21 protein-coding genes are annotated in these 21,385 nt (G+C 67.4%); 14 read left to right on the top strand and 7 right to left on the bottom strand.

Going from position 1 to position 21,385, the window contains the following annotated elements; all coding sequences use genetic code 11:
* Positions 1-4 precede the first annotated feature (4 nt).
* Genes lptB through kdsD form a run of 5 tightly spaced genes read right to left on the bottom strand, consistent with a single transcriptional unit; the run spans position 5 to position 3,601 of the window.
* Positions 5-781 carry an LPS export ABC transporter ATP-binding protein gene (gene lptB, locus WS54_RS27560; RefSeq protein WP_034208414.1) on the bottom strand — a complete coding sequence of 259 codons (777 nt, stop codon included), beginning with the start codon at positions 779-781 and terminating at the stop codon, positions 5-7.
* Entirely contained in the window at positions 778-1,443 is a 666-nt protein-coding gene (gene lptA / locus WS54_RS27555) for a lipopolysaccharide transport periplasmic protein LptA (protein WP_006483139.1), read from the bottom strand. The genes lptB and lptA overlap by 4 nt, the downstream gene beginning before the upstream one ends.
* Positions 1,444-1,463: 20 nt before the next feature.
* Positions 1,464-2,078 carry an LPS export ABC transporter periplasmic protein LptC gene (gene lptC / locus WS54_RS27550; RefSeq protein WP_034208413.1) on the bottom strand — a complete coding sequence of 205 codons (615 nt, stop codon included), beginning with the start codon at positions 2,076-2,078 and terminating at the stop codon, positions 1,464-1,466.
* A 3-nt stretch (positions 2,079-2,081) separates the two neighbouring features.
* A complete protein-coding gene (locus WS54_RS27545) occupies positions 2,082-2,618 on the bottom strand; it encodes a KdsC family phosphatase (protein ID WP_059781476.1) in 537 nt (178 codons plus the stop codon).
* The gene (gene kdsD, locus WS54_RS27540) at positions 2,618-3,601 is read right to left on the bottom strand and encodes an arabinose 5-phosphate isomerase KdsD (RefSeq protein ID WP_059781478.1); all 984 of its coding nucleotides are present in this window, start codon (positions 3,599-3,601) and stop codon (positions 2,618-2,620) included. The genes WS54_RS27545 and kdsD overlap by 1 nt, the downstream gene beginning before the upstream one ends.
* 125 nt (positions 3,602-3,726) lie before the next feature.
* Here kdsD and WS54_RS27535 point away from each other — a divergent pair, with 125 nt between their 5' ends.
* The 5 genes from WS54_RS27535 (at position 3,727) to purU (ending at position 8,921) form a co-directional block, all read left to right on the top strand.
* Entirely contained in the window at positions 3,727-5,733 is a 2,007-nt protein-coding gene (locus WS54_RS27535) for a monovalent cation:proton antiporter family protein (protein ID WP_034208410.1), read from the top strand.
* 77 nt (positions 5,734-5,810) lie between these two features.
* Positions 5,811-6,377 carry an adenine phosphoribosyltransferase gene (locus WS54_RS27530; RefSeq protein ID WP_034208409.1) on the top strand — a complete coding sequence of 189 codons (567 nt, stop codon included), beginning with the start codon at positions 5,811-5,813 and terminating at the stop codon, positions 6,375-6,377.
* An 87-nt stretch (positions 6,378-6,464) separates the two neighbouring features.
* Positions 6,465-7,079, top strand: coding sequence for a LysE family translocator (locus WS54_RS27525; RefSeq protein WP_034208408.1), 615 nt, complete (start codon positions 6,465-6,467; stop codon positions 7,077-7,079).
* Positions 7,080-7,084: 5 nt separating this feature from the next.
* The gene (locus tag WS54_RS27520; protein ID WP_059781480.1) at positions 7,085-7,942 is read left to right on the top strand and encodes an NUDIX hydrolase; all 858 of its coding nucleotides are present in this window, start codon (positions 7,085-7,087) and stop codon (positions 7,940-7,942) included.
* Positions 7,943-8,036: 94 nt separating this feature from the next.
* Positions 8,037-8,921 (top strand): formyltetrahydrofolate deformylase, encoded by an 885-nt coding sequence (gene purU / locus WS54_RS27515; RefSeq protein ID WP_059506669.1) that lies wholly within the window; start codon positions 8,037-8,039, stop codon positions 8,919-8,921.
* Between the two features lie 90 nt (positions 8,922-9,011).
* Here purU and WS54_RS27510 read toward each other — a convergent pair whose 3' ends face one another.
* Positions 9,012-10,094, bottom strand: coding sequence for an AI-2E family transporter (locus tag WS54_RS27510; RefSeq protein ID WP_034208405.1), 1,083 nt, complete (start codon positions 10,092-10,094; stop codon positions 9,012-9,014).
* A gap of 261 nt (positions 10,095-10,355) precedes the next feature.
* Positions 10,356-13,241 (bottom strand): excinuclease ABC subunit UvrA, encoded by a 2,886-nt coding sequence (gene uvrA, locus WS54_RS27505; protein WP_059781483.1) that lies wholly within the window; start codon positions 13,239-13,241, stop codon positions 10,356-10,358.
* A 263-nt stretch (positions 13,242-13,504) separates the two neighbouring features.
* Here uvrA and WS54_RS27495 point away from each other — a divergent pair, with 263 nt between their 5' ends.
* From WS54_RS27495 to WS54_RS27455, 9 genes are all read left to right on the top strand, one after another.
* Positions 13,505-14,692 carry an MFS transporter gene (locus WS54_RS27495; RefSeq protein ID WP_034208403.1) on the top strand — a complete coding sequence of 396 codons (1,188 nt, stop codon included), beginning with the start codon at positions 13,505-13,507 and terminating at the stop codon, positions 14,690-14,692.
* A gap of 103 nt (positions 14,693-14,795) precedes the next feature.
* The gene (locus WS54_RS27490) at positions 14,796-15,347 is read left to right on the top strand and encodes a single-stranded DNA-binding protein (protein WP_034208402.1); all 552 of its coding nucleotides are present in this window, start codon (positions 14,796-14,798) and stop codon (positions 15,345-15,347) included.
* A gap of 121 nt (positions 15,348-15,468) precedes the next feature.
* Positions 15,469-15,999, top strand: coding sequence for a G/U mismatch-specific DNA glycosylase (gene mug / locus WS54_RS27485; protein WP_059781485.1), 531 nt, complete (start codon positions 15,469-15,471; stop codon positions 15,997-15,999).
* Entirely contained in the window at positions 15,986-16,609 is a 624-nt protein-coding gene (locus tag WS54_RS27480) for a DNA-3-methyladenine glycosylase (RefSeq protein WP_059781487.1), read from the top strand. The genes mug and WS54_RS27480 overlap by 14 nt, the downstream gene beginning before the upstream one ends.
* A 113-nt stretch (positions 16,610-16,722) precedes the next feature.
* Positions 16,723-17,487, top strand: a complete 765-nt coding sequence (locus tag WS54_RS27475) for a ParA family protein (protein WP_034208399.1) — start codon at positions 16,723-16,725, stop codon at positions 17,485-17,487.
* 496 nt (positions 17,488-17,983) lie between these two features.
* Positions 17,984-18,568, top strand: a complete 585-nt coding sequence (gene phaP / locus WS54_RS27470) for a TIGR01841 family phasin (RefSeq protein ID WP_034208398.1) — start codon at positions 17,984-17,986, stop codon at positions 18,566-18,568.
* Positions 18,569-18,858: 290 nt separating this feature from the next.
* Positions 18,859-20,040, top strand: coding sequence for an acetyl-CoA C-acetyltransferase (locus tag WS54_RS27465; RefSeq protein WP_108041979.1), 1,182 nt, complete (start codon positions 18,859-18,861; stop codon positions 20,038-20,040).
* A 218-nt stretch (positions 20,041-20,258) separates the two neighbouring features.
* The gene (phbB, locus tag WS54_RS27460) at positions 20,259-21,002 is read left to right on the top strand and encodes an acetoacetyl-CoA reductase (protein ID WP_059504379.1); all 744 of its coding nucleotides are present in this window, start codon (positions 20,259-20,261) and stop codon (positions 21,000-21,002) included.
* Positions 21,003-21,108: 106 nt separating this feature from the next.
* Positions 21,109-21,315, top strand: coding sequence for a hypothetical protein (locus WS54_RS27455; RefSeq protein WP_034208396.1), 207 nt, complete (start codon positions 21,109-21,111; stop codon positions 21,313-21,315).
* Positions 21,316-21,385 lie beyond the last annotated feature (70 nt).

The raw sequence follows: 21,385 nt of genomic DNA, 5'->3' as shown, positions 1-21,385 counted from the left end.
AACGTTACATGCGGAAGTGCTCGCCGAGGTACACGCGGCGCACGCTTTCGTTTTCGATGATTTCGCTCGGCGCGCCCGCGGCCAGCACCGAACCGTCGCTGATGATGTACGCGTGGTCGCAGATGCCGAGCGTTTCGCGGACGTTGTGGTCCGTGATCAGCACGCCGATGTTGCGCTGCTTCAGGAACTTGACGATCTTCTGGATCTCGAGCACCGCGATCGGATCGACGCCGGCGAACGGTTCGTCGAGCAGGATGAAGTTCGGGTTGGTCGCGAGCGCGCGCGCGATTTCGACGCGGCGCCGTTCGCCGCCCGACAGCGACAGCGCGGGGTTCTCGCGCAGGTGGCCGATCTGCAGCTCGTCGAGCAGCGCTTCGGTGCGCGACGAGATCGCATCCTTCGACAGCCGCTTGCCGTCTTCGCCGTGCTGCAGCTCGAGCACCGCGCGGATGTTCTCCTCGACGGTCAGCTTGCGGAACACGGACGCCTCTTGCGGCAGGTACGACAGGCCGAGCGACGCGCGCTTGTGGATCGGCAGCAGGCCGATCGAGCTGCCGTTCAGCGAGATTTCGCCCCCGTCCGTCGGCACGAGGCCGACGATCATGTAGAACGACGTGGTCTTGCCGGCGCCGTTCGGGCCGAGCAGGCCGACGACTTCGCCGCTCTTCACGTCGAGCGACACGTCCTTGACGACCGTGCGCGAGCCGTAGCGCTTCTTCAGGTTGCGGACGACGAGCGAGCTCGTGGTGCCGGCCGGCTGGCGATTCGGGAGCGCGTTCATTGGCCCGGCGCTCCCTGGATCGTGGTCGACGGCGACAGCTTGGCCGGCGCCCCGTTCAGCGGCGCGGGGCCGCCGTTCTTCGGCGACAGCATCGCGCGCACGCGGCCGTTCGGGTTGCCCGGCGCCGCGACGTCCTTGCCGCCCTTCGCGGTGTAGAAGTCGCGCTGGCCGTCATACGTGATCACGCTGCCGTGCACGGTATCGGCGACGGTCGACGTGCCCTGCAGGCGGCGCACGGTCGCCGCGGTGGTCAGCGTGGTCAGGTCCTGCTTGCCGTCGTAGTCGATGCGCTCGGCATCGCCGTCGATGTATTCGTCGAGGCCTTCGCGCTTCTGGCGGAACGTCGCGTGCTTCTTGCCGCTGCCGAACGACGTCGCATACTGGTAGCCTTCCGGGTCCTGGCGCACTTCGACGCGATCGCCCTTGATGATGATCGTGCCCTTCGTGATCACGACGTTGCCGGTCGCGACCGTGACCTGCTTCAGATCGTCGTAGGTCAGGTTGTCGGCCTCGACGTTGATCGGCTTGTTCTGGTCGGCCTTCTCGGCATGGGCGAGCGGCGCCAGCCCGACGAGCGGGAGCGCCACGAGCGTCGCGGCGAGCGCGGCGCGGACGGCGCGCGCAGCGCCGCCGGAAATCTGTCGAGGGAACGGTTCGTTCATGCAGTCACGTGAGGGATGCGTCACTTGGGTTGACCTTTCGAGCCGCCGGACGTGTCCGCCGCGGCGATCGTGCCGCGCACGTTGCCGTAAAGCTCGATGACCCGGGTGACGTTGTTGTACTTCATGCCGTCGGTCGCGTTGACGAGCGACAGGCCGCGCTGAAGTTTAACCGGCTTTTCGGTCTGGATCACATCGTCATTGACGAAGATCCGGAAATGCTGGGAATCGGCCTGCATCTGCGGATCGCCGCCGCCGGCCGCGCGCAGGATGCGCGCATCGTCGTACAAATCGACGATCGACACGTCGCCGTTGACGGTGCCGCGCTTCGCGGTGGTCGTCACGACGGGCTTGCCGGGCTGGAACGCGCGCATGGCCGGATCGGTCAGGTCGCTGCTTTCGGTGTCTTCGTAATGGACCAGCTTCGCGGCCGTCAGCCGGTACTGGGTCGTGCCGGACTGGTCGAGCTCGGTGACCGAGAAGTTGTCCGCGAAATAGTCGGGCGTATGGCGCTTCGGCTGCGCGACGCCCTCGCCGGGCGGCGGCAGCGTGGCCTGCAGCAACCACCAGGTGACGCCCGCGAGCGCGGCGACCGCGGCGAGCGGCAGCAGCTGGGTCCAGCGGAAATGCGTGCTCATCGGTCAGGCTCCGCAGGCGGCGGCGAGCAGCGCGTCGTAGCGGCGCTGTGCGCGCAGGATCGCATCGCAGACCTCGCGCACGGCGCCGTGGCCGCCGCGGGCTTCGGCGACCCAGTGCGCACGGGCGATCACCTCGGGGTGCGCGTTCGCGGGGGCCGTGGCGAAGCCGCAGCGCAGCATGACCGGCAGATCGGGCCAGTCGTCGCCCATGTAGCCGCATGCGTCGGCCGTCAGGCCGAGCGACGCGATCAGGTCGGCGAACACGGCGAGCTTGTTCTCGACGCCCTGGAACAGGTGCGCGATCTTCATTTCCTTCGCGCGCGACGCGACGATGTCCGAGCGGCGGCCCGTGATGATCGCGGTCGCGATGCCGGCTTCGCCGAGCAGCTTCACGCCGTGGCCGTCGAGCGAATTGAACGACTTCATCGCGTCGCCGGTCGCTGTAAACAACAGGCCGCCGTCGGTCAGTACGCCGTCGACGTCGAAAATCATCAGCTTCACGCGGCTCGCGCGTTCGGCCGCAGTCAGCGCTGCGCTCATCAGATCACCTTCTTCGAAAACAGGTCGTGCATGTTCAGCGCGCCGATCAGCGCGCCGTCGGCATCGACGACCAGCATCTGGTTGATCCGGTGGCGCTCCATCAGTTCCACGGCCTCGACCGCCAGGTGATCCGGCGCGATCGTGCGCGGGTCGCGCGTCATGACTTCGGTGATCGGCAGCGTGCGGAAGTCGCCGTCGCGCGCGAGCACGCGGCGCAGGTCGCCGTCCGTGAAGATGCCGACGACCTTGCCGTCGGCGTCGACCACGGCCGTCATGCCGAGGCGCTTCGCGGTGATCTGGAACAGCGCGTCCGACAGCGTCGCGTTCAGCCCGACGGAGGGGACGTCGTCGCCCGAGCGCATCACGTCGCGCACGTAGGTGAGCAGGCGCCGGCCGAGCGCGCCGCCCGGATGCGAGCGCGCGAAATCTTCCGAGCCGAAGCCGCGCGCATCGAGCACGGCGACGGCGAGCGCATCGCCGAGCGCGAGCGCGGCGGTCGTGCTCGCGGTGGGCGCGAGGTTCAGCGGGCACGCTTCCTTCGACACCGCGGCGTTCAGGTTCACGTCGGCGAGCGTGCCGAGGCTCGACCCCGCGCGGCCCGTGATCGCGATCAGCTTCGCGCCGATCCGCTTCACGAGCGGCAGGATCGCGACGAGTTCTTCCGATTCGCCGGAATAGGAGATGCCGATGAAGACGTCGTCGGAGGTGACCATCCCGAGGTCGCCGTGGCTGGCCTCGGCAGGGTGGACGAAGAAGGCCGGCGTACCGGTGCTGGCCAGCGTGGCCGCGATCTTGCGGGCGATGTGCCCCGATTTGCCGATCCCGGAGACCACGACGCGGCCGCGGCAGCCGAGCAGCAGCGCAACGGCCTGGACGAAGCCGCCGTCGAGCTGGTCGCGCAGCGCGCGCACGGCGTCCGCCTCGATGTCGAGCACGTCGCGGGCGAGCGCGAGCGCCCGATCATCATTGATTTTCGCTATCATGCGCGGAGTATAGCAAAGGCGTTTGTTCGCCGCGCCGCGCCTTCGGACTCGTCCGACGTCGCCTGTCCACCGCCACCACCCGCGCCCGCATTGCCGTGGCCCCGACGAACGAGGACGCTTCGCCTGTGATTTCCCCGCTCGAAATGACCCTGCTGCTGCTGCTGGCCTCGGTGGTGGGCGTCGTCGTATTCCGCTCGCTGAACCTGCCGCCGATGCTCGGCTACCTGACCGTCGGCATCCTGGTCGGCCCGCACGCGTTCGGCGTCGCGGCGGATCTCGAACGGGCCGAGCACCTCGCGGAGTTCGGCGTGGTGTTCCTGATGTTTTCGATCGGCCTCGAATTCTCGCTCGCGAAGCTGAGGGCGATGCAGCGGCTCGTGTTCGGGCTCGGCCTGCTGCAGGTCGTCGCGACCCTCGTGCTCGCGCTCGTGCTCGGCGTGCTGTTCGAGCGCTGGGTGCACATCACGTGGCAGGGCAGCATCGCGCTCGGCGGCGCGCTCGCGATGTCGTCGACGGCGATCGTGTCGAAGATGCTCGCCGAGCGGCTCGAGATCGAGACGGAGCACGGCCGCAACATCTTCGGCGTGCTGCTGTTCCAGGATCTCGCGGTCGTGCCGCTGCTGATCGTGATCGCCGCGTTCGGCGCCGAATCGTCGAAGGACCTCGCGATCACGCTCGGCTTCGCGGCGCTGAAGATCGTGATCGCGCTCACGCTGCTGCTGGTCATCGGCCAGCGTTTCATGACGCGCTGGCTCAACGTCGTCGCGCGGCGCCGCTCGCAGGAGCTGTTCGTGCTGAACCTGCTGCTCGTCACGCTCGGCGCCGCGTTCGTCACCGACCGCTTCGGCCTGTCGCTCGCGCTCGGCGCGTTCATCGCGGGGATGCTCATTTCCGAGACGCCGTTCCGCCATCAGGTGGAGGAGGACATCAAGCCGTTCCGCGACGTGCTGCTCGGCCTGTTCTTCGTGACGACGGGGATGCTGCTCGACCCGCGCGTGATCTGGGAGCATCCGTTGATCGTGCTCGGCTTTTTCGTCGGGCAGATCCTGTTCAAGGCGACGATGATCGCGGGGCTCGCACGGCTGTTCGGCGCGACGCCGGGCGTTGCGATGCGCACGGGGATCGGCCTCGCGCAGGCCGGCGAATTCGGCTTCGTGCTGCTGAACCTGATCCTCGACCGGCATCTCGTCGATTCGACGCTGCTGCAGGCGATCCTCGCGTCGATGCTGCTGTCGATGCTCGCCGCGCCGTTCCTGATCCAGAACGCCGACCGCATCGTGATGCGGCTGTCGTCGACGGAGTGGATGCAGCAATCGCTGCAGATGACGCGGATCGCGACGCAAAGCCTCAAGCAGCGCGGCCACGTGATCATCTGCGGCTATGGCCGCGCGGGCCAGAACCTGGCGCGCATGCTCGAGCAGGAAGGCATTTCGTACGTCGCGCTCGACCTCGATCCCGATCGCGTGAGCGCGGCCGCGACGGCCGGCGAATCGGTCGTGTTCGGCGACGCGGCGCGCCGCGAGTCGCTGCTCGCGGCCGGTATCCACCGTGCGGCGGCCGTCGCGATCACCTACGCGAACACGCCGTCCGCGCTGCGGGTGCTGCACCACGTGCACGAGCTCGAGCCGACGCTGCCGGCGATCGTGCGCACCGTCGACGATGCCGATCTGGAGAAGCTGCTCGCGGCCGGCGCGACCGAGGTGATTCCGGAGATCGTCGAAGGCAGCCTGATGCTCGCGTCGCATACGCTGGTGCTGGTCGGCGTGCCGATGCGCAAGGTCGTGCGGCGCGTCGAGGAGATGCGCGACGAGCGCTACAGCCTGCTGCGCGGCTATTTCCGCGGCGCGGACGACGCGGACGACGACGATCACGAGCAGGTGCGGCTACAATCGGTGCCGGTCGACGCGCGCGCGGACGCGGTCGGGCGTTCGCTGGAAGAACTCGGGCTGTACGCACTCGGGCTGGAAGTCACGGCGATCCGCCGGCACGGCATCCGCGGCGTCGAACCCGATCCGCAGACCAAGCTGCGCGCGAGCGACATCGTGGTGCTGCGCGGGTTGCCCGAGGCGCTCGCGCTCGCGGAGGAGCGGTTGTCGCGCCATCGGCGCGATCCGCCGGCCGCGGCTGCGTGAGCCGCGAATCACAACCTGACCCGTATTGATCAGAAACGGTGCCCGATCTTCGCGCACCGTTTTTTTCGGAGAGTTTCATGCCGCATTCGTCGTCGGGCGCACCGCTCGATCCGGTCGCCTTCATTCACAGCCAGATCCGCACGGTGCCCGACTGGCCGCAGCCGGGCGTGCAGTTCCGCGACATCACGACGCTGCTGCAGAGCCCGAAGGCGCTGCGCATCCTCGTCGACCTGTTCGTCGAACGCTATGTCGATGCGAAGCTCGATTACGTCGCGGGCCTCGATGCGCGCGGCTTCATCATCGCGCCGATCGTCGCGTACGAGCTGAGCGTCGGCTTCGTGCCGATCCGCAAGGTCGGCAAGCTGCCGTACAAGACCCGTTCGGAATCGTACGACCTCGAATACGGCAGCGCGACGGTCGAGATCCACGAAGATGCGTGCCGCCCCGGCGACCGCGTGATCATCATGGACGACCTGATCGCGACCGGCGGCACGATGATGGCGGGGCGCAACCTGCTGCAGCGGCTCGGCGCGGTGGTCGTCGAAGGCGCGGCGATCATCGACCTGCCGGATCTCGGCGGCTCGGCGCTGCTGCGCAATGCCGGCCTGCCCGTCTATACCGTTACCGAATTCCCCGGCCACTGAACGCCGGTCCTGCCGCGGCTTGCCGCCCCGGCTTGCGCGGGTTCACGCCTGGTTCACGCTTGGCTCACGTTACGCAGCGAGGTCACGATGCCCAACTTCATGCTGTTTCTCGCCACGTCGATCGCGATCACGTTCGCGCCGGGGCCCGACAACCTGCAGGTGCTCGCACGCGGCATCTCGCAGGGCCGCGCGGCCGGCTTCGTCGCCGCGCTCGGCTTCACGGCGGGGATCCTGTTCCACACGACGCTCGCGGCGCTCGGCGTCGCGGCCGTGCTGCGTTCGTCGCCGGTCGCGTTCCAGATCCTGAAGCTCGCGGGCGCCGCGTACCTCGTGTGGATCGGCATCAAGGCGCTGCGCAGCCAGGGCCTCGCGAACGCGCATGCGCGCCCGCCGCAGCCGCTCGGCGCGATTTTCCGGCAGAGCGTGATCGGCAACCTGATGAACCCGAAGGTCACGCTGTTCTTCGTCGTGTTCCTGCCGCAGTTCGTCGATCCGCACGGCGCGCAGGGCGTGACGCTGCAGATGTTCGAGCTCGGCGCGCTGTTCATGCTGCAGACGGCCGCGGTCTTCTCGCTGTTCGGCGTCGGCGCGGGCATGATCGGCGCGTGGCTGAAGCGTCGCCCGCAGGTCGGTGTGTGGCTCGACCGGATCGCCGGCGCGACGTTCATCGCGATCGGCATTCGCGTCGCGCTGAAGGATTGAGCGAGATGACGTTTCCGTGCATCGCGGCCGCGCGCCGCTTCGATCCGGCCGCGCACCTGCGTTTCGAGATCGCCGGCCAGGCGGTCGGCTGGGTGCGCCGCCAGGACGTCGCCAGGCTCGCGCGCTGGCCCGACGTGTTCGAGCTGACCGGCGAGCGGGTCGTGCTGTCGGCGCGCTACGATTCGGTCGACGCGCGCAGCATGGCGCTGGCCGGCGCGATCGGCGCGCTCGCCGCCGAAGGCGCGATTCCCGGCTGGCGCGACGAGATCTACGCGATCCGCAATCGCTTCGACGATCCGCCGCTCGCCTACATCGAGCGCGCCGCGTCGCGCTTCTTCGGCACGCAGACCTATGCGGTGCACCTGAACGGCATCGTAGAATATGCGGTTGCACCGGGGTCGCCCGCTGCACCGAAAATGTGGCTCGGCCGCCGCAGCGCGACCAAGGCCACCGACCCCGGCATGCTCGACAACGTCGTCGCGGGCGGCATCGGCTGGGGCCTGGGCGTTCACGAGACGCTCATCAAGGAGTGCTGGGAAGAGGCTGGCATGCCGGCGGAACTCGCGGCACGCGCGATTGCGGGCCGGGCAGTGCAGGTGTTGTGCTCGCTGCCGGAAGGCACGCAATCCGAACTGATCTTCGTGTACGACCTGCCGCTGCCGCGCGACTTCGCGCCGCACAACCAGGACGGCGAAGTGGCCGAGCATCTGCTGGCCGGCGTGCCCGAAGTGATTGCCTGGCTGCGCGAAGGCCGCGCGACGATGGACGCGAGCCTCGCGATGCTCGACACGTTGCTGCGCCATCGCTGGCTGGCGGCGGCCGACGCCGCGGGCATCGACGCGCTGTTCACGGCGGCCGCATAGCGCGCCCCATGCGGGGCCTGCGCGTGCGCGTGGCGCGTGGCGCGGCCGAACGAGCGCCAATTTGACGAATACCGAAACGAAGGGAGTAGCGGTCATGCCGACCGATCACAGCTTTATCTTGAAACTGTCGTGCCCCGACCGGCACGGCATCGTCCATGCGGTCTCGGGCTTCCTGTTCGAGCGCAGCAACAACATCCTCGATTCCGCGCAGTTCGGCGACAGCCGCACCGGCGAGTTCTTCATGCGCGTGCACTTCGAGCAGGACGGCGGCGGCGTGGATGCCGCGTCGGCGCTCGACACGCTTCGCAAGGAATTCGCGCCGCTCGCCGAACAGTTCTCGATGCGCTGGGAGCTGCACGATGCGGCCGTGAAGCCGCGCGTCGTGATCATGGTGTCGAAGATCGGCCACTGCCTGAACGACCTGCTGTTCCGCTATCGCACCGGCCAGTTGCCGATCGAGATTCCGGCGATCGTGTCGAATCACAAGGAGTTCTACCAGCTCGCCGCGAGCTACAACATTCCGTTCCATCACTTCCCGCTGGTCGGCGGTTCGTCCGATGCCGCGAAGGCGGCGCAGGAAGCGCGCGTGCTGGAAGTGATCGACGAGCATCAGGCCGATCTCGTCGTGCTCGCGCGCTACATGCAGATCCTGTCGCCGAACATGTGCGAGCAGCTCGCCGGGCGCGCGATCAACATCCACCATTCGTTCCTGCCGAGCTTCAAGGGCGCGAAGCCTTACTACCAAGCGTTCGACCGCGGCGTGAAGCTGATCGGCGCGACCGCGCACTACGTGACGACCGATCTCGACGAAGGCCCGATCATCGAGCAGGAAGTCGAGCGCGTCGACCACAGCATGACGCCCGACCAACTGACCGCGATCGGCCGCGACGTCGAGTGCGTGACGCTCGCGCGCGCGGTGAAGTGGCATGTCGAGCACCGGATCGTGCTGAACGGGACGAAGACGGTCGTGTTCCGCTGATCCGCCGGCCCGAAAGGTCGGCCCCACGAGCAAAAACGCCGCGCCCTTCGGGGCGCGGCGTTTTTTATCGCCGTCGGCGAGCGGGCGGCTTCAGATCAGCCGCAGCAGGTGCAGCTCGCGTTTCAGGTACGCGTAGAAGATCGGCGCGGCGATCACGCCCGGCAGCCCGAACGCGGCTTCCATGATCAGCATCGCGAGCAGCAGCTCCCACGCGCGCGACTCGATCTGGCCGCCGATGATCTTCGCGTTCAGGAAATATTCGAGCTTGTGGATGATCACGAGGAACGCGAGCGACGCGATCGCGGTGCCCATGCTGACCGACAGCGACACCGCGACGATCAGCGTGTTCGAGATCAGGTTGCCGATCACCGGCAGCAGGCCGACGATGAACGTGACCAGCACGAGCGTTTTCGACAGCGGCAGCCGCTGGTGGAAGATCGGCAGCGCGACGAGCAGGTAGATGCCGGTGAAGGCCGCGTTGATCGCGGAGATCTTGATCTGCGCGAACACGATGCGGCGGAACGCATCGGCGAAGCGCGACACGCGCGTGACGAGCGCGGTCGACAGCGGCCGGCGCACCTTGCCCTGCTCGACGCCGATCGCGATCATCGCGCCGATGATCATCCCGAACAGCACGTGGCCGAAGCCGCGCGCCACGCTCTTGCCGCTTTGCTGGAGCTGGTCCATGTGCGAATGCATCAGCACGGCCGCCTTCGTCTTCATCTGTTCGACGTCGACGGGCAGCAGGTTCGCGATCCACGCCGGCGTGCGTGCGCGCGTCTGTTCGACGATCTGCATCAACTGGTCGAGCAGGCTCTGCAGGTTCGGCACCGTGTGCTCGAAATGCTCGATGATGCCGATCGTCAGGCCGGTGAGCCCGCCGACGATCGCGATCGACAGCAGCACGACGGCGACCCAGCGCGCGCGCATGCTGGTGGTATGGCGCTCGATCACGGGCGCGATCGTGTGGATCAGCTGATAGACGAGCAGGCCGGCCAGCATCCCGCCGAGCAGCCGCAGCTCGAGGACGAGCCACATCATGGCGAGCGCGAAGAGGTAGCTGCCGATCTCGAGCGCCGACAGCTTCGGCAGGCTCAAGTCGCTCGTCAGCCGCACACTGCGCAGGTGCGGCTCGCGGTTCTGCGTGTCGCGCGACTCTTGTTGCTTCTCCATCGTGGATTCCTGTCGTCGGTGTGTCGGGCCGCGCAGTGCGAGGCAGAGCGCCGGTCGCCCGATGCCGGTCGCCCGGCGCCGCACCGGATTGGTGCGGATGGCGAACCTTACGACCGTAAAGTATAGCTGCCATTATGGTCCGCAAACGGGCCGTTTGGCGCGTGGTGTAAACGCAGAAGGGAAAACGAGGGGGCGGTCTGCCGTCGACGCGCGCGCGGCCGGGCGCCGCGCGCGGGGAAGGGGGGAACCGGCGGACCGGGGTCAGCCTGCCGCGACTTTGCGGGTCGGGCGCTTGAGCAGCGGCGCGAGGTACTTGCCGGTGAAGCTCGCCTTCGTCTTCGCGACCTGCTCGGGCGTGCCCTGCGCGATGATCTGGCCGCCGCCGGCGCCGCCTTCGGGGCCGAGGTCGATCACCCAGTCGGCCGTCTTGATCACGTCGAGGTTGTGCTCGATGATCACGACCGTGTTGCCCTGGTCGCGCAGCCGGTGGATCACTTCCAGCAGCAGCGCGATGTCGTGGAAGTGCAGGCCGGTGGTCGGCTCGTCGAGGATGTACAGCGTGCGGCCGGTGTCGCGCTTGGAGAGCTCCAGCGACAGCTTCACGCGCTGCGCCTCGCCGCCCGACAGCGTCGTGGCCGACTGGCCGAGGCGGATGTAGCCGAGGCCGACGTCGAGCAGCGTCTTCAGCTTGCGCGCGATGACCGGCACCGCGCTGAAGAACTCGTACGCGTGCTCGACCGTCATGTCGAGCACTTCGCTGATGTTCTTGCCCTTGTATTGCACTTCGAGCGTTTCGCGGTTGTAGCGCTTGCCGTGGCACACGTCGCACGGCACGTAGACGTCCGGCAGGAAGTGCATCTCGACCTTCAGCACGCCGTCGCCCTGGCACGATTCGCAGCGGCCGCCTTTCACGTTGAACGAGAAGCGGCCCGGATCGTAGCCGCGCTCCTTCGCGGTCGGCACGCCCGAGAACAGCTCGCGGATCGGCGTGAACAGGCCCGTGTACGTGGCCGGGTTCGAGCGCGGCGTGCGGCCGATCGGCGACTGGTCGACGTTGATCACCTTGTCGAAGTGCTCGAGGCCCTCGATTGCCTCGTGCGGCGCCGGCTCGGCAGCCGAACCGTACAGGTGGCGCGCGACCGCGTGATACAGCGTGTCGTTGATCAGCGTCGACTTGCCGGAGCCCGACACGCCGGTGATGCAGGTCAGCAGCCCGACCGGCAGTTCGAGATCGACGTGCTTCAGGTTGTTGCCGTGCGCGTCGACGATGCGCAGCATCCGTTCCGGATCGGGCGCGAGCCGCTCGTCCGGGTACTCGATGACGCGCTTGCCGAGCAGGTACTGGCCGGTCAGCGATTGGGGGTTCGACTGCACCTGCTTCGGTGTGCCTTCGGCGACCACGATGCCGCCGTGCTCGCCCGCGCCGGGGCCCATGTCGACGACGTAGTCGGCCGTGCGGATCATGTCCTCGTCGTGCTCGACGACGATCACCGAGTTGCCGAGGTCGCGCAGATGCTTGAGCGTCGCGATCAGGCGGTCGTTGTCGCGTTGATGCAGCCCGATCGACGGCTCGTCGAGCACGTACATCACGCCCGTGAGGCCCGAGCCGATCTGCGACGCGAGCCGGATCCGCTGCGCCTCGCCGCCCGACAGCGTTTCGGCGCTGCGCTCGAGCGACAGGTAATCGAGGCCGACGTTGTTCAGGAACGTCAGGCGCGCGACGATTTCCTTGATCACCTTGTCGGCGATCTCGCGCTTCGCGCCTTCGAGCGTCAGCCCGTCGAAATAGCCGAGCGCGTCGCGCAGCGGCCAGCCGCTGATTTCATAGATGCCGCGCGCGTGGTCGCCGGTGCCGATCCGCACGTGGCGCGCCTCGCGGCGCAGGCGCGTGCCGTCGCACGACGGGCACGGCTGGTTGTTCTGGTATTTCGACAGCTCTTCGCGCACCGCGACCGAATCGGTCTCGCGGTAGCGACGCTCGAGATTCGGGATGATCCCCTCGAACACGTGCTCGCGGATCGTCGTGCGGCCGCGCTCGTTGATGTACGAGAACGGGATCGTCTGCTTGCCCGAACCGAACAGCAGCACCTTCCGGATCTTTTCGGGCAGATCCTCGAACGCGGCGTCGATGTCGAATTCGTAGAAGGCCGCGAGGCTCTGCAGCATCTGGAAGTAGAACTGGTTGCGGCGGTCCCAGCCCTTCACGGCGCCGGCGGCGAGCGACAGCGACGGGTGCGCGACGACCCGCTTCGGGTCGAAGAACGTGATCTGACCGAGGCCGTCGCATTCCGGGCACGCGCCCATCGGGTTGTTGAACGAGAACAGGCGCGGCTCGAGCTCCTGCAGCGAGTACGAGCAGACCGGGCACGCGAACTTCGAGCTGAACAGGTGCTCGCGGTCGGTATCCATCTCGAGCGCGATCGCGCGGCCGTCGGCGAGGCGCAGCGCCGTCTCGAACGATTCGGCGAGCCGCTGCTTCATGTCCGGGCGCACCTTCAGGCGATCGACGACGACGTCGATCGTGTGCTTGTCGTTCTTCTTCAGCTTTGGCAGCGACTCGACCTCGTAGATCTTCGCGACGCCTTCGTTCGCGGCGCCGCCGCCCGAGCGCACGCGAAAGCGCACGAAGCCCTGCGCCTGCATCTCCTCGAACAGCTCCGCGTGCTCGCCCTTGCGGTTCGCGACGACCGGCGCGAGGATCATCAGCTTGGTTTCCTCGGGCAGCGCGAGCGCCGCGTCGACCATCTGCGACACGCTCTGCGCCTCGAGCGGGATGTCGTGGTCGGGGCAGTACGGCGTGCCGACACGTGCGTACAAAAGTCGCAGGTAATCGTGGATTTCGGTGACCGTGCCGACGGTCGAACGCGGATTGTGGGACGTTGCCTTCTGCTCGATCGAGATCGCCGGCGACAGCCCCTCGATCAGGTCGACGTCGGGCTTCTCCATCAGTTGCAGGAACTGGCGGGCGTATGCGGACAGGCTTTCCACGTAGCGGCGCTGGCCTTCGGCATAAAGGGTGTCGAACGCGAGCGACGACTTGCCCGATCCGGACAACCCGGTAATCACGACCAGCTTGTGGCGCGGCAGGTCGAGATTGACGTTTTTCAGGTTGTGGGTGCGCGCCCCACGGATGCGGATCTGTTCCATGAACCTGGCGAAAATGGAGGGAACCAAACCTGCTACTATAACGGCTTTTCGAGACCGTCGTTTACGGCCCTCAGCCTTTACAGCAGGTGGCAGCAAGGCGACGCCTGCGCCGGGGAAAGCGGTCGCGCCGCACGTTCCGGGCGGCCCGCGGGCCGCCTGCATCCGGCCCCGACGTGTCGCCCGAAAGGCCGCCCGGCCGCCGGTCCTGATCTTCCGCCGCCCGCTGCCGGGCGGACATTCCGATCATTCGAAATTCATTCCCGATGTCCAATCCGTCTGCCACGTCTTCCCGCATGACCGCGCCCGAACTGCGCGCGACCACGTCGCTCGCGGCGATCTTCGCGCTGCGCATGCTCGGCCTGTTCATGATCATGCCGGTGTTCTCGGTCTACGCGAAAACCATCCCGGGCGGCGACAACGTGCTGCTCGTCGGGGTCGCGCTCGGGGCCTACGGCGTCACGCAGTCGCTGTTCTACATCTTCTACGGCTGGGCGTCCGACAAGTTCGGCCGCAAGCCGGTGATCGCCACGGGCCTCGTGATCTTCGCGCTCGGCAGCTTCGTCGCCGCGTTCGCGCACGACATCACGTGGATCATCGTCGGCCGCGTGATCCAGGGGATGGGCGCGGTGTCGTCCGCGGTGCTCGCGTTCATCGCCGACCTGACCTCCGAGCAGAACCGCACGAAGGCGATGGCGATGGTCGGCGGCTCGATCGGCGTGTCGTTCGCGGTCGCGATCGTCGGTGCGCCGATCGTGTTCCACTGGGTCGGGATGAGCGGGCTGTTCGCGATCGTCGGCGTGCTGTCGATCCTCGCGATCGGCGTCGTGCTGTGGATCGTGCCCGACGCGGCCAAGCCCGTGCACGTGCCCGCGCCGTTCGCCGAGGTGCTGCACAACGCCGAGCTGCTGCGCCTGAACTTCGGCGTGCTGGTGCTGCATGCGACGCAGACGGCGCTGTTCCTCGTCGTGCCGCGCCTGCTGGTGGACGGCGGGCTGCCGGTCGCCGCGCACTGGAAGGTCTACCTGCCGGTGATGGGGCTCGCGTTCGTGATGATGGTGCCGGCGATCATCGTCGCGGAAAAGCGGGGCAAGATGAAGCCGGTGCTGCTCGGCGGCATTCTGGCTATCCTGATCGGCCAATTGTTGCTCGGCAGCGCACCGCATACCATTCTGATTGTGGCGGCGATCCTGTTCGTGTACTTCCTCGGGTTCAACATCCTGGAAGCGTCGCAGCCGTCGCTCGTGTCGAAGCTCGCGCCGGGTTCGCGCAAGGGCGCGGCCACGGGTGTCTACAACACCACGCAGTCGGTCGGGCTCGCGCTCGGCGGCATCGTGGGCGGCTGGCTGCTCAAGCACGGCGGCGCGAATACGGTGTTCTACACGTGTTCGGGGCTCGTTGCCGCGTGGCTTATAATCGCGGCCAGCATGAAAGCGCCGCCGCGCAAGGCCTGAATCTGATCGTCGGGCAGGCGCGGGCGGCGTTCGCCGGCTAGCCCGGCGGGCCGCTCGGACGGCTTTCGCGGGCGGCCCCGCATCGAATTTACTGGAGAAACACATGGCATCCGTCAACAAGGTCATCCTCGTCGGCAATCTCGGCGCCGATCCTGAAGTCCGTTACCTGCCGAGCGGCGACGCGGTTGCGAACATCCGTCTCGCGACGACCGATCGGTACAAGGACAAGGCAAGCGGCGATTTCAAGGAAATGACCGAGTGGCATCGCGTCGCGTTCTTCGGCCGTCTGGCGGAAATCGTCAGCGAATACCTGAAGAAGGGTTCGTCGGTCTATATCGAAGGCCGCATCCGTACGCGCAAGTGGCAGGGTCAGGACGGCCAGGATCGTTACTCGACCGAAATCGTCGCCGAACAGATGCAGATGCTCGGCGGCCGTGGTGGTTCGGGCGGCGGCGGTGGCGGCGGTGACGAAGGCGGTTATGGCGGCGGCTACGGTGGTGGCGGCGGCGGTCGCGGCGAGCAGGCGGAGCGCGGTGGTGGCGGCGGCCGTGCTGGCGGCGCGGCGCGTGGCGGTGCGGGTGGCGGCGGCCAGAGCCGTCCGAGCGCGCCGGCAGGCGGCGGCTTCGACGAGATGGATGACGATATTCCGTTCTGATCGCAAGTCGCACCCCGCATCACGATGGGCCCGAATGTCCGCGTCAAGCCAGTCGCTTGGCCCGGGTTTTCGGGCCTTGCTTCGTTTACGTCGCGCATACCCGTCGCGCTCGGGACGAAACGTGGCTGACGCACTTCCCGACCTCATCGCTCCCCGTCTCGACGTCCTGTTCTGCGGGATCAATCCCGGCCTGATCGCGGCCGCGAGCGGCCATCACTTCGCGGGGAGAAACAACCGCTTCTGGCGCGTGATCCATCTCGCGGGTTTCACGCCGATGGAACTTGCGCCGCGGGACGATCGCGCGATACTCGGTTACGGCTGCGGGCTGACGACCGTGGTGCCGCGGCCCACCGCGCGTGCCGATCAGCTCTCGCGCGCGGAATTCGTGGCCGCGGCCGCCGCGTTCGAACGGAAGGTCGCGCAGCATGCACCGCGCTTCGTCGCGTTTCTCGGCAAGGCAGCGTATTCGGCGCTGTCGGGGCAGCGCGAAGTCGCGTGGGGTTCGCAGCCATCGCGCATCCGGCAAGCGCGAGTGTGGGTGCTGCCCAACCCCAGCGGGAGAAACCTCGCATTCGCGCTCGACGATCTGGTCGATGCGTATCGTGAGCTTCGTCTCGTGGCGACGGCAGAGAAGCACGATGCGACGCAGTAAGACCGCGGATCCATGGCCAGGCACCATCGTGCCGCGCGCATTCTTCAACCGCATGGCCACCGAGGTGGCGCCGCAACTGCTCAACAAGATCCTCGCGGCCGCGGACGGCCGGGCCGGCCGCATCGTCGAAGTGGAAGCGTATGCGGGCGCGCTCGATCCGGCCGCGCACACCTATCGCGGCAAGACGCCGCGCAATGCGACGATGTTCGGGCCGCCCGGGCACTTCTACGTTTATTTCACGTACGGCATGCACTGGTGCTGCAACTGCGTGTGCGGCCCGGACGGCGCGGGAACGGGCGTGCTGATCCGTGCGCTGGAGCCGCTGCACGGGCTCGAACGAATGCGTGCGGCGCGGCCGCCGCGCACGCGCGATCGCGACCTGTGCCGTGGGCCGGCGCGGTTGACGCAGGCGATGGGGATCGGCGGCGCGCAGGACGGCGTCGACCTGGTCGGCGCGCATGACGGGTTCGCGATCGTCGACGACGGGATGGCGCCGCCCGCGGATCTGGCGGGCGGGCCGCGCGTCGGCATTCGCGTCGGCCAGGATCTGCCGTGGCGGTGGAGCGTGCCCGGCAACCGGTACGTATCGGGCGCGGCGCCGCGCACGTGACGGGTGCCGCGCCCAGTTCGCGTCCACTTCGCGCCCAATTCGACCCGCGTCACGCCGCCGCCATGATTGACCGGCTAAGCTGGCCGTTTCGACGTTTCGATCGAGGGGACACCATGCGGCGGGTCGTATTCAACCAGAAGGGCGGCGTGGGCAAGTCGACGATCGTCTGCAACCTGGCGGCGATCAGTGCGAGCGAAGGATTGCGCACGCTCGTCATCGATCTCGACGCGCAGGCGAACTCGACGCGCTACCTGCTCGGCGACGCCGCGGCCGATGCGCAACCGGGCGTCGCCGGCTTCTTCGAAACCGCGCTGACCTTCAACTTCCGTCCGGTCGACATCGCGTCGTTCATCCACGCGACCCCGTTCGACGGGCTCGACGTGATGCCCGCGCATCCGGATCTCGACACGCTGCACGGCAAGCTCGAATCGCGCTACAAGATCTACAAGCTGCGCGACGCGCTGAACGAGCTCGACATGTACGACGCCGTGTACATCGACACGCCGCCCGCGCTGAATTTCTATACGCGCTCGGCGCTGATCGCGGTCGAACGCTGCCTGATCCCGTTCGACTGCGACGATTTCTCGCGCCGCGCGCTGTACACGCTGCTCGAGAACGTGAAGGAAATCCAGCAGGACCACAACGCGGCGCTCGAGGTGGAAGGGATCGTCATCAACCAGTTCCAGCCCCGCGCGAGTCTGCCGCAACGGCTGGTCGACGAGCTCGTCGACGAAGGGCTGCCGGTACTCGCGTCGCGGTTGTCCGCGTCGGTGAAGATCCGCGAATCGCATCAGCAGTCGACGCCGGTGATCCATCTCGAGCCGACGCACAAACTGGCGCAGGAGTTTCGCGCGCTGCATCGCGAACTGGCGGGCTGATCCCGCGCCCGACCGCGTCGACGGGAGCCGCTTCAAGCGGCCTTTTTTATCGCTCCCGTAATTCGTCCGATTATTGAATTCGGTATTAATAATGTAGAAAACGATTTCATAAAGAATCCAGAAAAACGGTTACATGGGTGGTCGCTGAATTCCCAATGAGGGCCGGTTTTCTAATAAGCAGAATAATGAATTGGTAAATATTGCGCGACATCATGTTGCGCTATGCTGTAAAAAGGTAAAAAAGCATTGCGGGTCGGAGCAAGCGATATCACGGCCACGACGTCGACGCGCCGGGGGCTTCGCAGGCGCCCCAAAGGGTAATAAGGGTTTATACCTATCATTAATGCCACTTAATTGACAATTAATCGCTCTAAAATGGCTTCCTTCAACCACCCGTGCACAAAAAGGTGACGGGTTGTCAATAAGGAAGCAGCTGTCGATCAAGCTTCCATTTTTCTTCAAGTCGTCTCTCGCATTGCTAACAGGAGCGTGCCCGATGTCCGTATTTGCCCCCGAAAAACTCGCCGCCGATTATCAATCCGGTATCGCCGCCTGGTTCGCGATCGCCCGTCCGGCGATCCACGGTTTCGAAGCCGTCGTCGAACTCAACCTGCAGGCGGCCCGGACGGCGCTCGAGGAATACGAGGACAAGCTGAAGAACGCGTTCAACGGCAACAACCCGGCCGCAGGCTTCGCGCAGCAGGTGGCCGCGCCGCAGGAAGCGGCCGGCAAGGTCGTGTCGTACGGCCGCCATCTGTTCGACATCGCGGTGTCGACGCAGTCCGAATGGGCGAAGGTCGCGCAGGCGCAGTACGAGCAGAACGACAAGCGCCTGAAGGACGTGCTCGGCGAACTGTCGAAGCATGCGCCGGCCGGCTCGGCGCCGGTGGTGGCCGCGCTGAATTCGGCGCTGTCCGCGGCGAGCGCCGCGGCCGACTCCGTGCGTGCGGCGACGGGGCAGGCGCTCGAAGCGGCGCAGAGCGGCTTCGATGCGGTCAGCGAAACGGCCGCGCGCGGCGCCAAGCAGACGGCGGCCGCTGCCCGCAAGGACGCAGCGGCTGCGCGCGAATCGGCAGCGTAACCGCGTGAGTGCGTGTCGCGCGCAGGCGCGACACGATTGACCGGCGCCGGATGGCGCCGGACGCCGCGTGTGCCACGCGGGGTCCGGCGAACGCCCGGTGCGCCGCAAGACGACCGTGCACGGTTGCCCGTGCCGCGGTGTGCCGTGCCGCCGGTGCGAACGGATGTTGCCCGCCATGCGGCGGCATGCGACCGCGCTCGCGCCGGATGGCCCGACGCACGCCATCGCCACGTGCAGCCGCCTCGTGCCGGCGTCGGAACGACGAACTGATTTCAATGCAGGGATTGAACATGACGGATGTAGTGATCGTATCGGCCGCGCGGACCGCGGTCGGCAAATTCGGCGGCTCGCTGGCGAAGATTGCGGCGCCGGAACTGGGCGCGACGGTGATCCGCGCAGTGCTGGAGCGTGCGGGCGTGAAGCCCGAGCAGGTCAGCGAAGTGATCATGGGGCAGGTGCTGACGGCCGGCTCCGGGCAGAACCCGGCGCGGCAGTCGCTGATCAAGGCGGGGCTGCCGAACGCCGTGCCGGGGATGACGATCAACAAGGTGTGCGGCTCGGGGCTGAAGGCCGTGATGCTGGCGGCGAACGCGATCGTCGCGGGCGACGCGGACATCGTGGTCGCGGGCGGCCAGGAGAACATGAGCGCGGCGCCGCACGTGCTGCCGGGCTCGCGCGACGGGTTCCGGATGGGCGACGCGAAGCTGGTCGACACGATGATCGTCGACGGGCTGTGGGACGTGTACAACCAGTACCACATGGGCATCACGGCGGAGAACGTCGCGAAGGAATACGGGATCACGCGCGAAGCGCAGGACGCGTTCGCGGCGCTGTCGCAGAACAAGGCGGAAGCCGCGCAGAAGGCCGGGCGCTTCGACGACGAGATCGTGCCGGTGTCGATTCCGCAACGCAAGGGCGAGCCGCTGCAGTTCGCGACCGACGAGTTCGTGCGTCACGGCGTGACGGCGGAGTCGCTGGCCGGGCTGAAGCCGGCGTTCGCGAAGGACGGCTCGGTGACGGCGGCGAACGCGTCGGGGCTGAACGACGGCGCGGCGGCGGTGCTGGTGATGTCGGCGCAGAAGGCGGCGGCGCTGGGCCTGACGCCGCTCGCGCGGATCAAGGCGTACGCGAACGCGGGCGTGGATCCGAGCGTGATGGGCATGGGCCCGGTGCCGGCGTCGCGCCGTGCGCTGGAGCGCGCGGGCTGGACGCCGGGCGACCTGGACCTGATGGAGATCAACGAAGCGTTCGCGGCGCAGGCGCTGGCGGTGCACAAGCAGATGGGCTGGGACACGTCGAAGGTGAACGTGAACGGCGGCGCGATCGCGATCGGCCACCCGATCGGTGCGTCGGGCTGCCGGATCCTGGTGACGCTGCTGCACGAGATGGTCAAGCGCGACGCGAAGCGCGGGCTGGCGTCGCTGTGCATCGGCGGCGGGATGGGCGTCGCGCTCGCGGTCGAGCGCGCCTGAGCGGGGTGACGGTACGGTTCGCTTGCGGCGCGGGTCAGCGCCGCGGGTGAGCCGGGCGGTTTTCGCGCAAGACAGGCAGTCGACGATACGCGCGAGGTGCCGGTGCGTGCCGCGCCCGCGACGCGGGCGGATGCGCATCGAAGCGGCGGGGCGGCAGCATGTGCGATGCCGTCGCCCGGCCTTTCATCGATTACATTTTTTTGTCGGTAATTAATAGGATGACTAAGCGAATTGCAGTTGTGACAGGGGGGATGGGTGGCCTTGGCGAAGCGGTCAGCATCCGGTTGAACGACGCGGGTCACCGGGTAGTCGTCACGTATTCGCCGAACAACGCCAACGCGGACCGCTGGCTGACCGAGATGCATGCGGCCGGCCGCGCGTTCCATGCATACCCGGTGGACGTGGCCGATCACGACTCGTGCCGGCAATGCATCGAGAAGATCGTGCGGGACGTCGGCCCGGTCGACATTCTCGTGAACAACGCAGGCATCACGCGCGACATGACGCTGCGCAAGCTCGACAAGGTCAACTGGGACGCGGTGATCCGCACGAACCTCGACTCCGTGTTCAACATGACGAAGCCGGTGTGCGACGGCATGGTCGAGCGCGGCTGGGGCCGCATCGTCAACATCTCGTCGGTGAACGGCTCGAAGGGTTCGGTCGGCCAGACCAACTACGCGGCCGCGAAAGCCGGCATGCACGGCTTCACGAAGTCGCTCGCGCTCGAGGTCGCGCGCAAGGGCGTGACGGTGAACACGGTGTCGCCGGGCTATCTCGCGACGAAGATGGTCACCGCGATCCCGCAGGACATCCTCGACACGAAGATCCTCCCGCAGATTCCGGCGGGCCGGCTCGGCAAGCCCGAGGAAGTCGCGGCGCTGGTGGCCTACCTGTGCTCGGAGGAGGCCGGCTTCGTGACGGGCTCCAACATCGCGATCAACGGCGGTCAGCACATGCATTGACGCGCGGCGGCCCGCACGGCGTTCGAAGCCGTGCAGGCCGCGTTCCCCACTATCCCGCGCCGGAGCGGCGGCAGGCGCCGCTTCGGCCTTGCATTCCGGAGAACGCATGGGCGACACCTGGATGGGACTCGTGATCGGCGGCGCGGCGCTGGCCGTCGCGCTGGCGATGGCGATCTCGCTCTACTGGCTCGAGCGGCGCCGCGCGCGGCTGCTGCGGAACTTCGATCATCGCGATTGCTGGCTGGTCGCGTACGGCAAGTGCTTCGCGCGCAGGCCAGCGAGGCCGCTACGGCGCATGCGCGGCGCCCGCTGACGGCGGTGCTGGCGCGTCGCGATCGGCGAGCGACCGGTGAGCGACCAGTGAGTGGCCGAGTCCCGCGCGC

The sequence above is a fragment of the Burkholderia sp. NRF60-BP8 genome (assembly GCF_001522585.2).
In the GTDB taxonomy this organism is placed as follows: Bacteria; Pseudomonadota; Gammaproteobacteria; order Burkholderiales; family Burkholderiaceae; genus Burkholderia.
The sequence above is the reverse complement of the archived record's forward strand: the minus strand, read 5'-3'. Positions and strand labels throughout refer to the sequence as shown.

Bases quoted from the DNA above. Each gene is read 5' to 3' on its own strand.
- lptB (WP_034208414.1), bottom strand. From the start codon at position 781: ATGAACGCGCTCCCGAATCGCCAGCCGGCCGGCACCACGAGCTCGCTC.
- lptA (WP_006483139.1), bottom strand. From the start codon at position 1,443: ATGAACGAACCGTTCCCTCGACAGATTTCCGGCGGCGCTGCGCGCGCC.
- lptC (WP_034208413.1), bottom strand. From the start codon at position 2,078: ATGAGCACGCATTTCCGCTGGACCCAGCTGCTGCCGCTCGCCGCGGTC.
- WS54_RS27545 (WP_059781476.1), bottom strand. From the start codon at position 2,618: ATGAGCGCAGCGCTGACTGCGGCCGAACGCGCGAGCCGCGTGAAGCTG.
- kdsD (WP_059781478.1), bottom strand. From the start codon at position 3,601: ATGATAGCGAAAATCAATGATGATCGGGCGCTCGCGCTCGCCCGCGAC.
- WS54_RS27530 (WP_034208409.1), top strand. From the start codon at position 5,811: ATGCCGCATTCGTCGTCGGGCGCACCGCTCGATCCGGTCGCCTTCATT.
- WS54_RS27525 (WP_034208408.1), top strand. From the start codon at position 6,465: ATGCCCAACTTCATGCTGTTTCTCGCCACGTCGATCGCGATCACGTTC.
- WS54_RS27520 (WP_059781480.1), top strand. From the start codon at position 7,085: ATGACGTTTCCGTGCATCGCGGCCGCGCGCCGCTTCGATCCGGCCGCG.
- purU (WP_059506669.1), top strand. From the start codon at position 8,037: ATGCCGACCGATCACAGCTTTATCTTGAAACTGTCGTGCCCCGACCGG.
- WS54_RS27510 (WP_034208405.1), bottom strand. From the start codon at position 10,094: ATGGAGAAGCAACAAGAGTCGCGCGACACGCAGAACCGCGAGCCGCAC.
- uvrA (WP_059781483.1), bottom strand. From the start codon at position 13,241: ATGGAACAGATCCGCATCCGTGGGGCGCGCACCCACAACCTGAAAAAC.
- WS54_RS27495 (WP_034208403.1), top strand. From the start codon at position 13,505: ATGTCCAATCCGTCTGCCACGTCTTCCCGCATGACCGCGCCCGAACTG.
- WS54_RS27490 (WP_034208402.1), top strand. From the start codon at position 14,796: ATGGCATCCGTCAACAAGGTCATCCTCGTCGGCAATCTCGGCGCCGAT.
- WS54_RS27480 (WP_059781487.1), top strand. From the start codon at position 15,986: ATGCGACGCAGTAAGACCGCGGATCCATGGCCAGGCACCATCGTGCCG.
- WS54_RS27475 (WP_034208399.1), top strand. From the start codon at position 16,723: ATGCGGCGGGTCGTATTCAACCAGAAGGGCGGCGTGGGCAAGTCGACG.
- phaP (WP_034208398.1), top strand. From the start codon at position 17,984: ATGTCCGTATTTGCCCCCGAAAAACTCGCCGCCGATTATCAATCCGGT.
- WS54_RS27465 (WP_108041979.1), top strand. From the start codon at position 18,859: ATGACGGATGTAGTGATCGTATCGGCCGCGCGGACCGCGGTCGGCAAA.
- phbB (WP_059504379.1), top strand. From the start codon at position 20,259: ATGACTAAGCGAATTGCAGTTGTGACAGGGGGGATGGGTGGCCTTGGC.
- WS54_RS27455 (WP_034208396.1), top strand. From the start codon at position 21,109: ATGGGCGACACCTGGATGGGACTCGTGATCGGCGGCGCGGCGCTGGCC.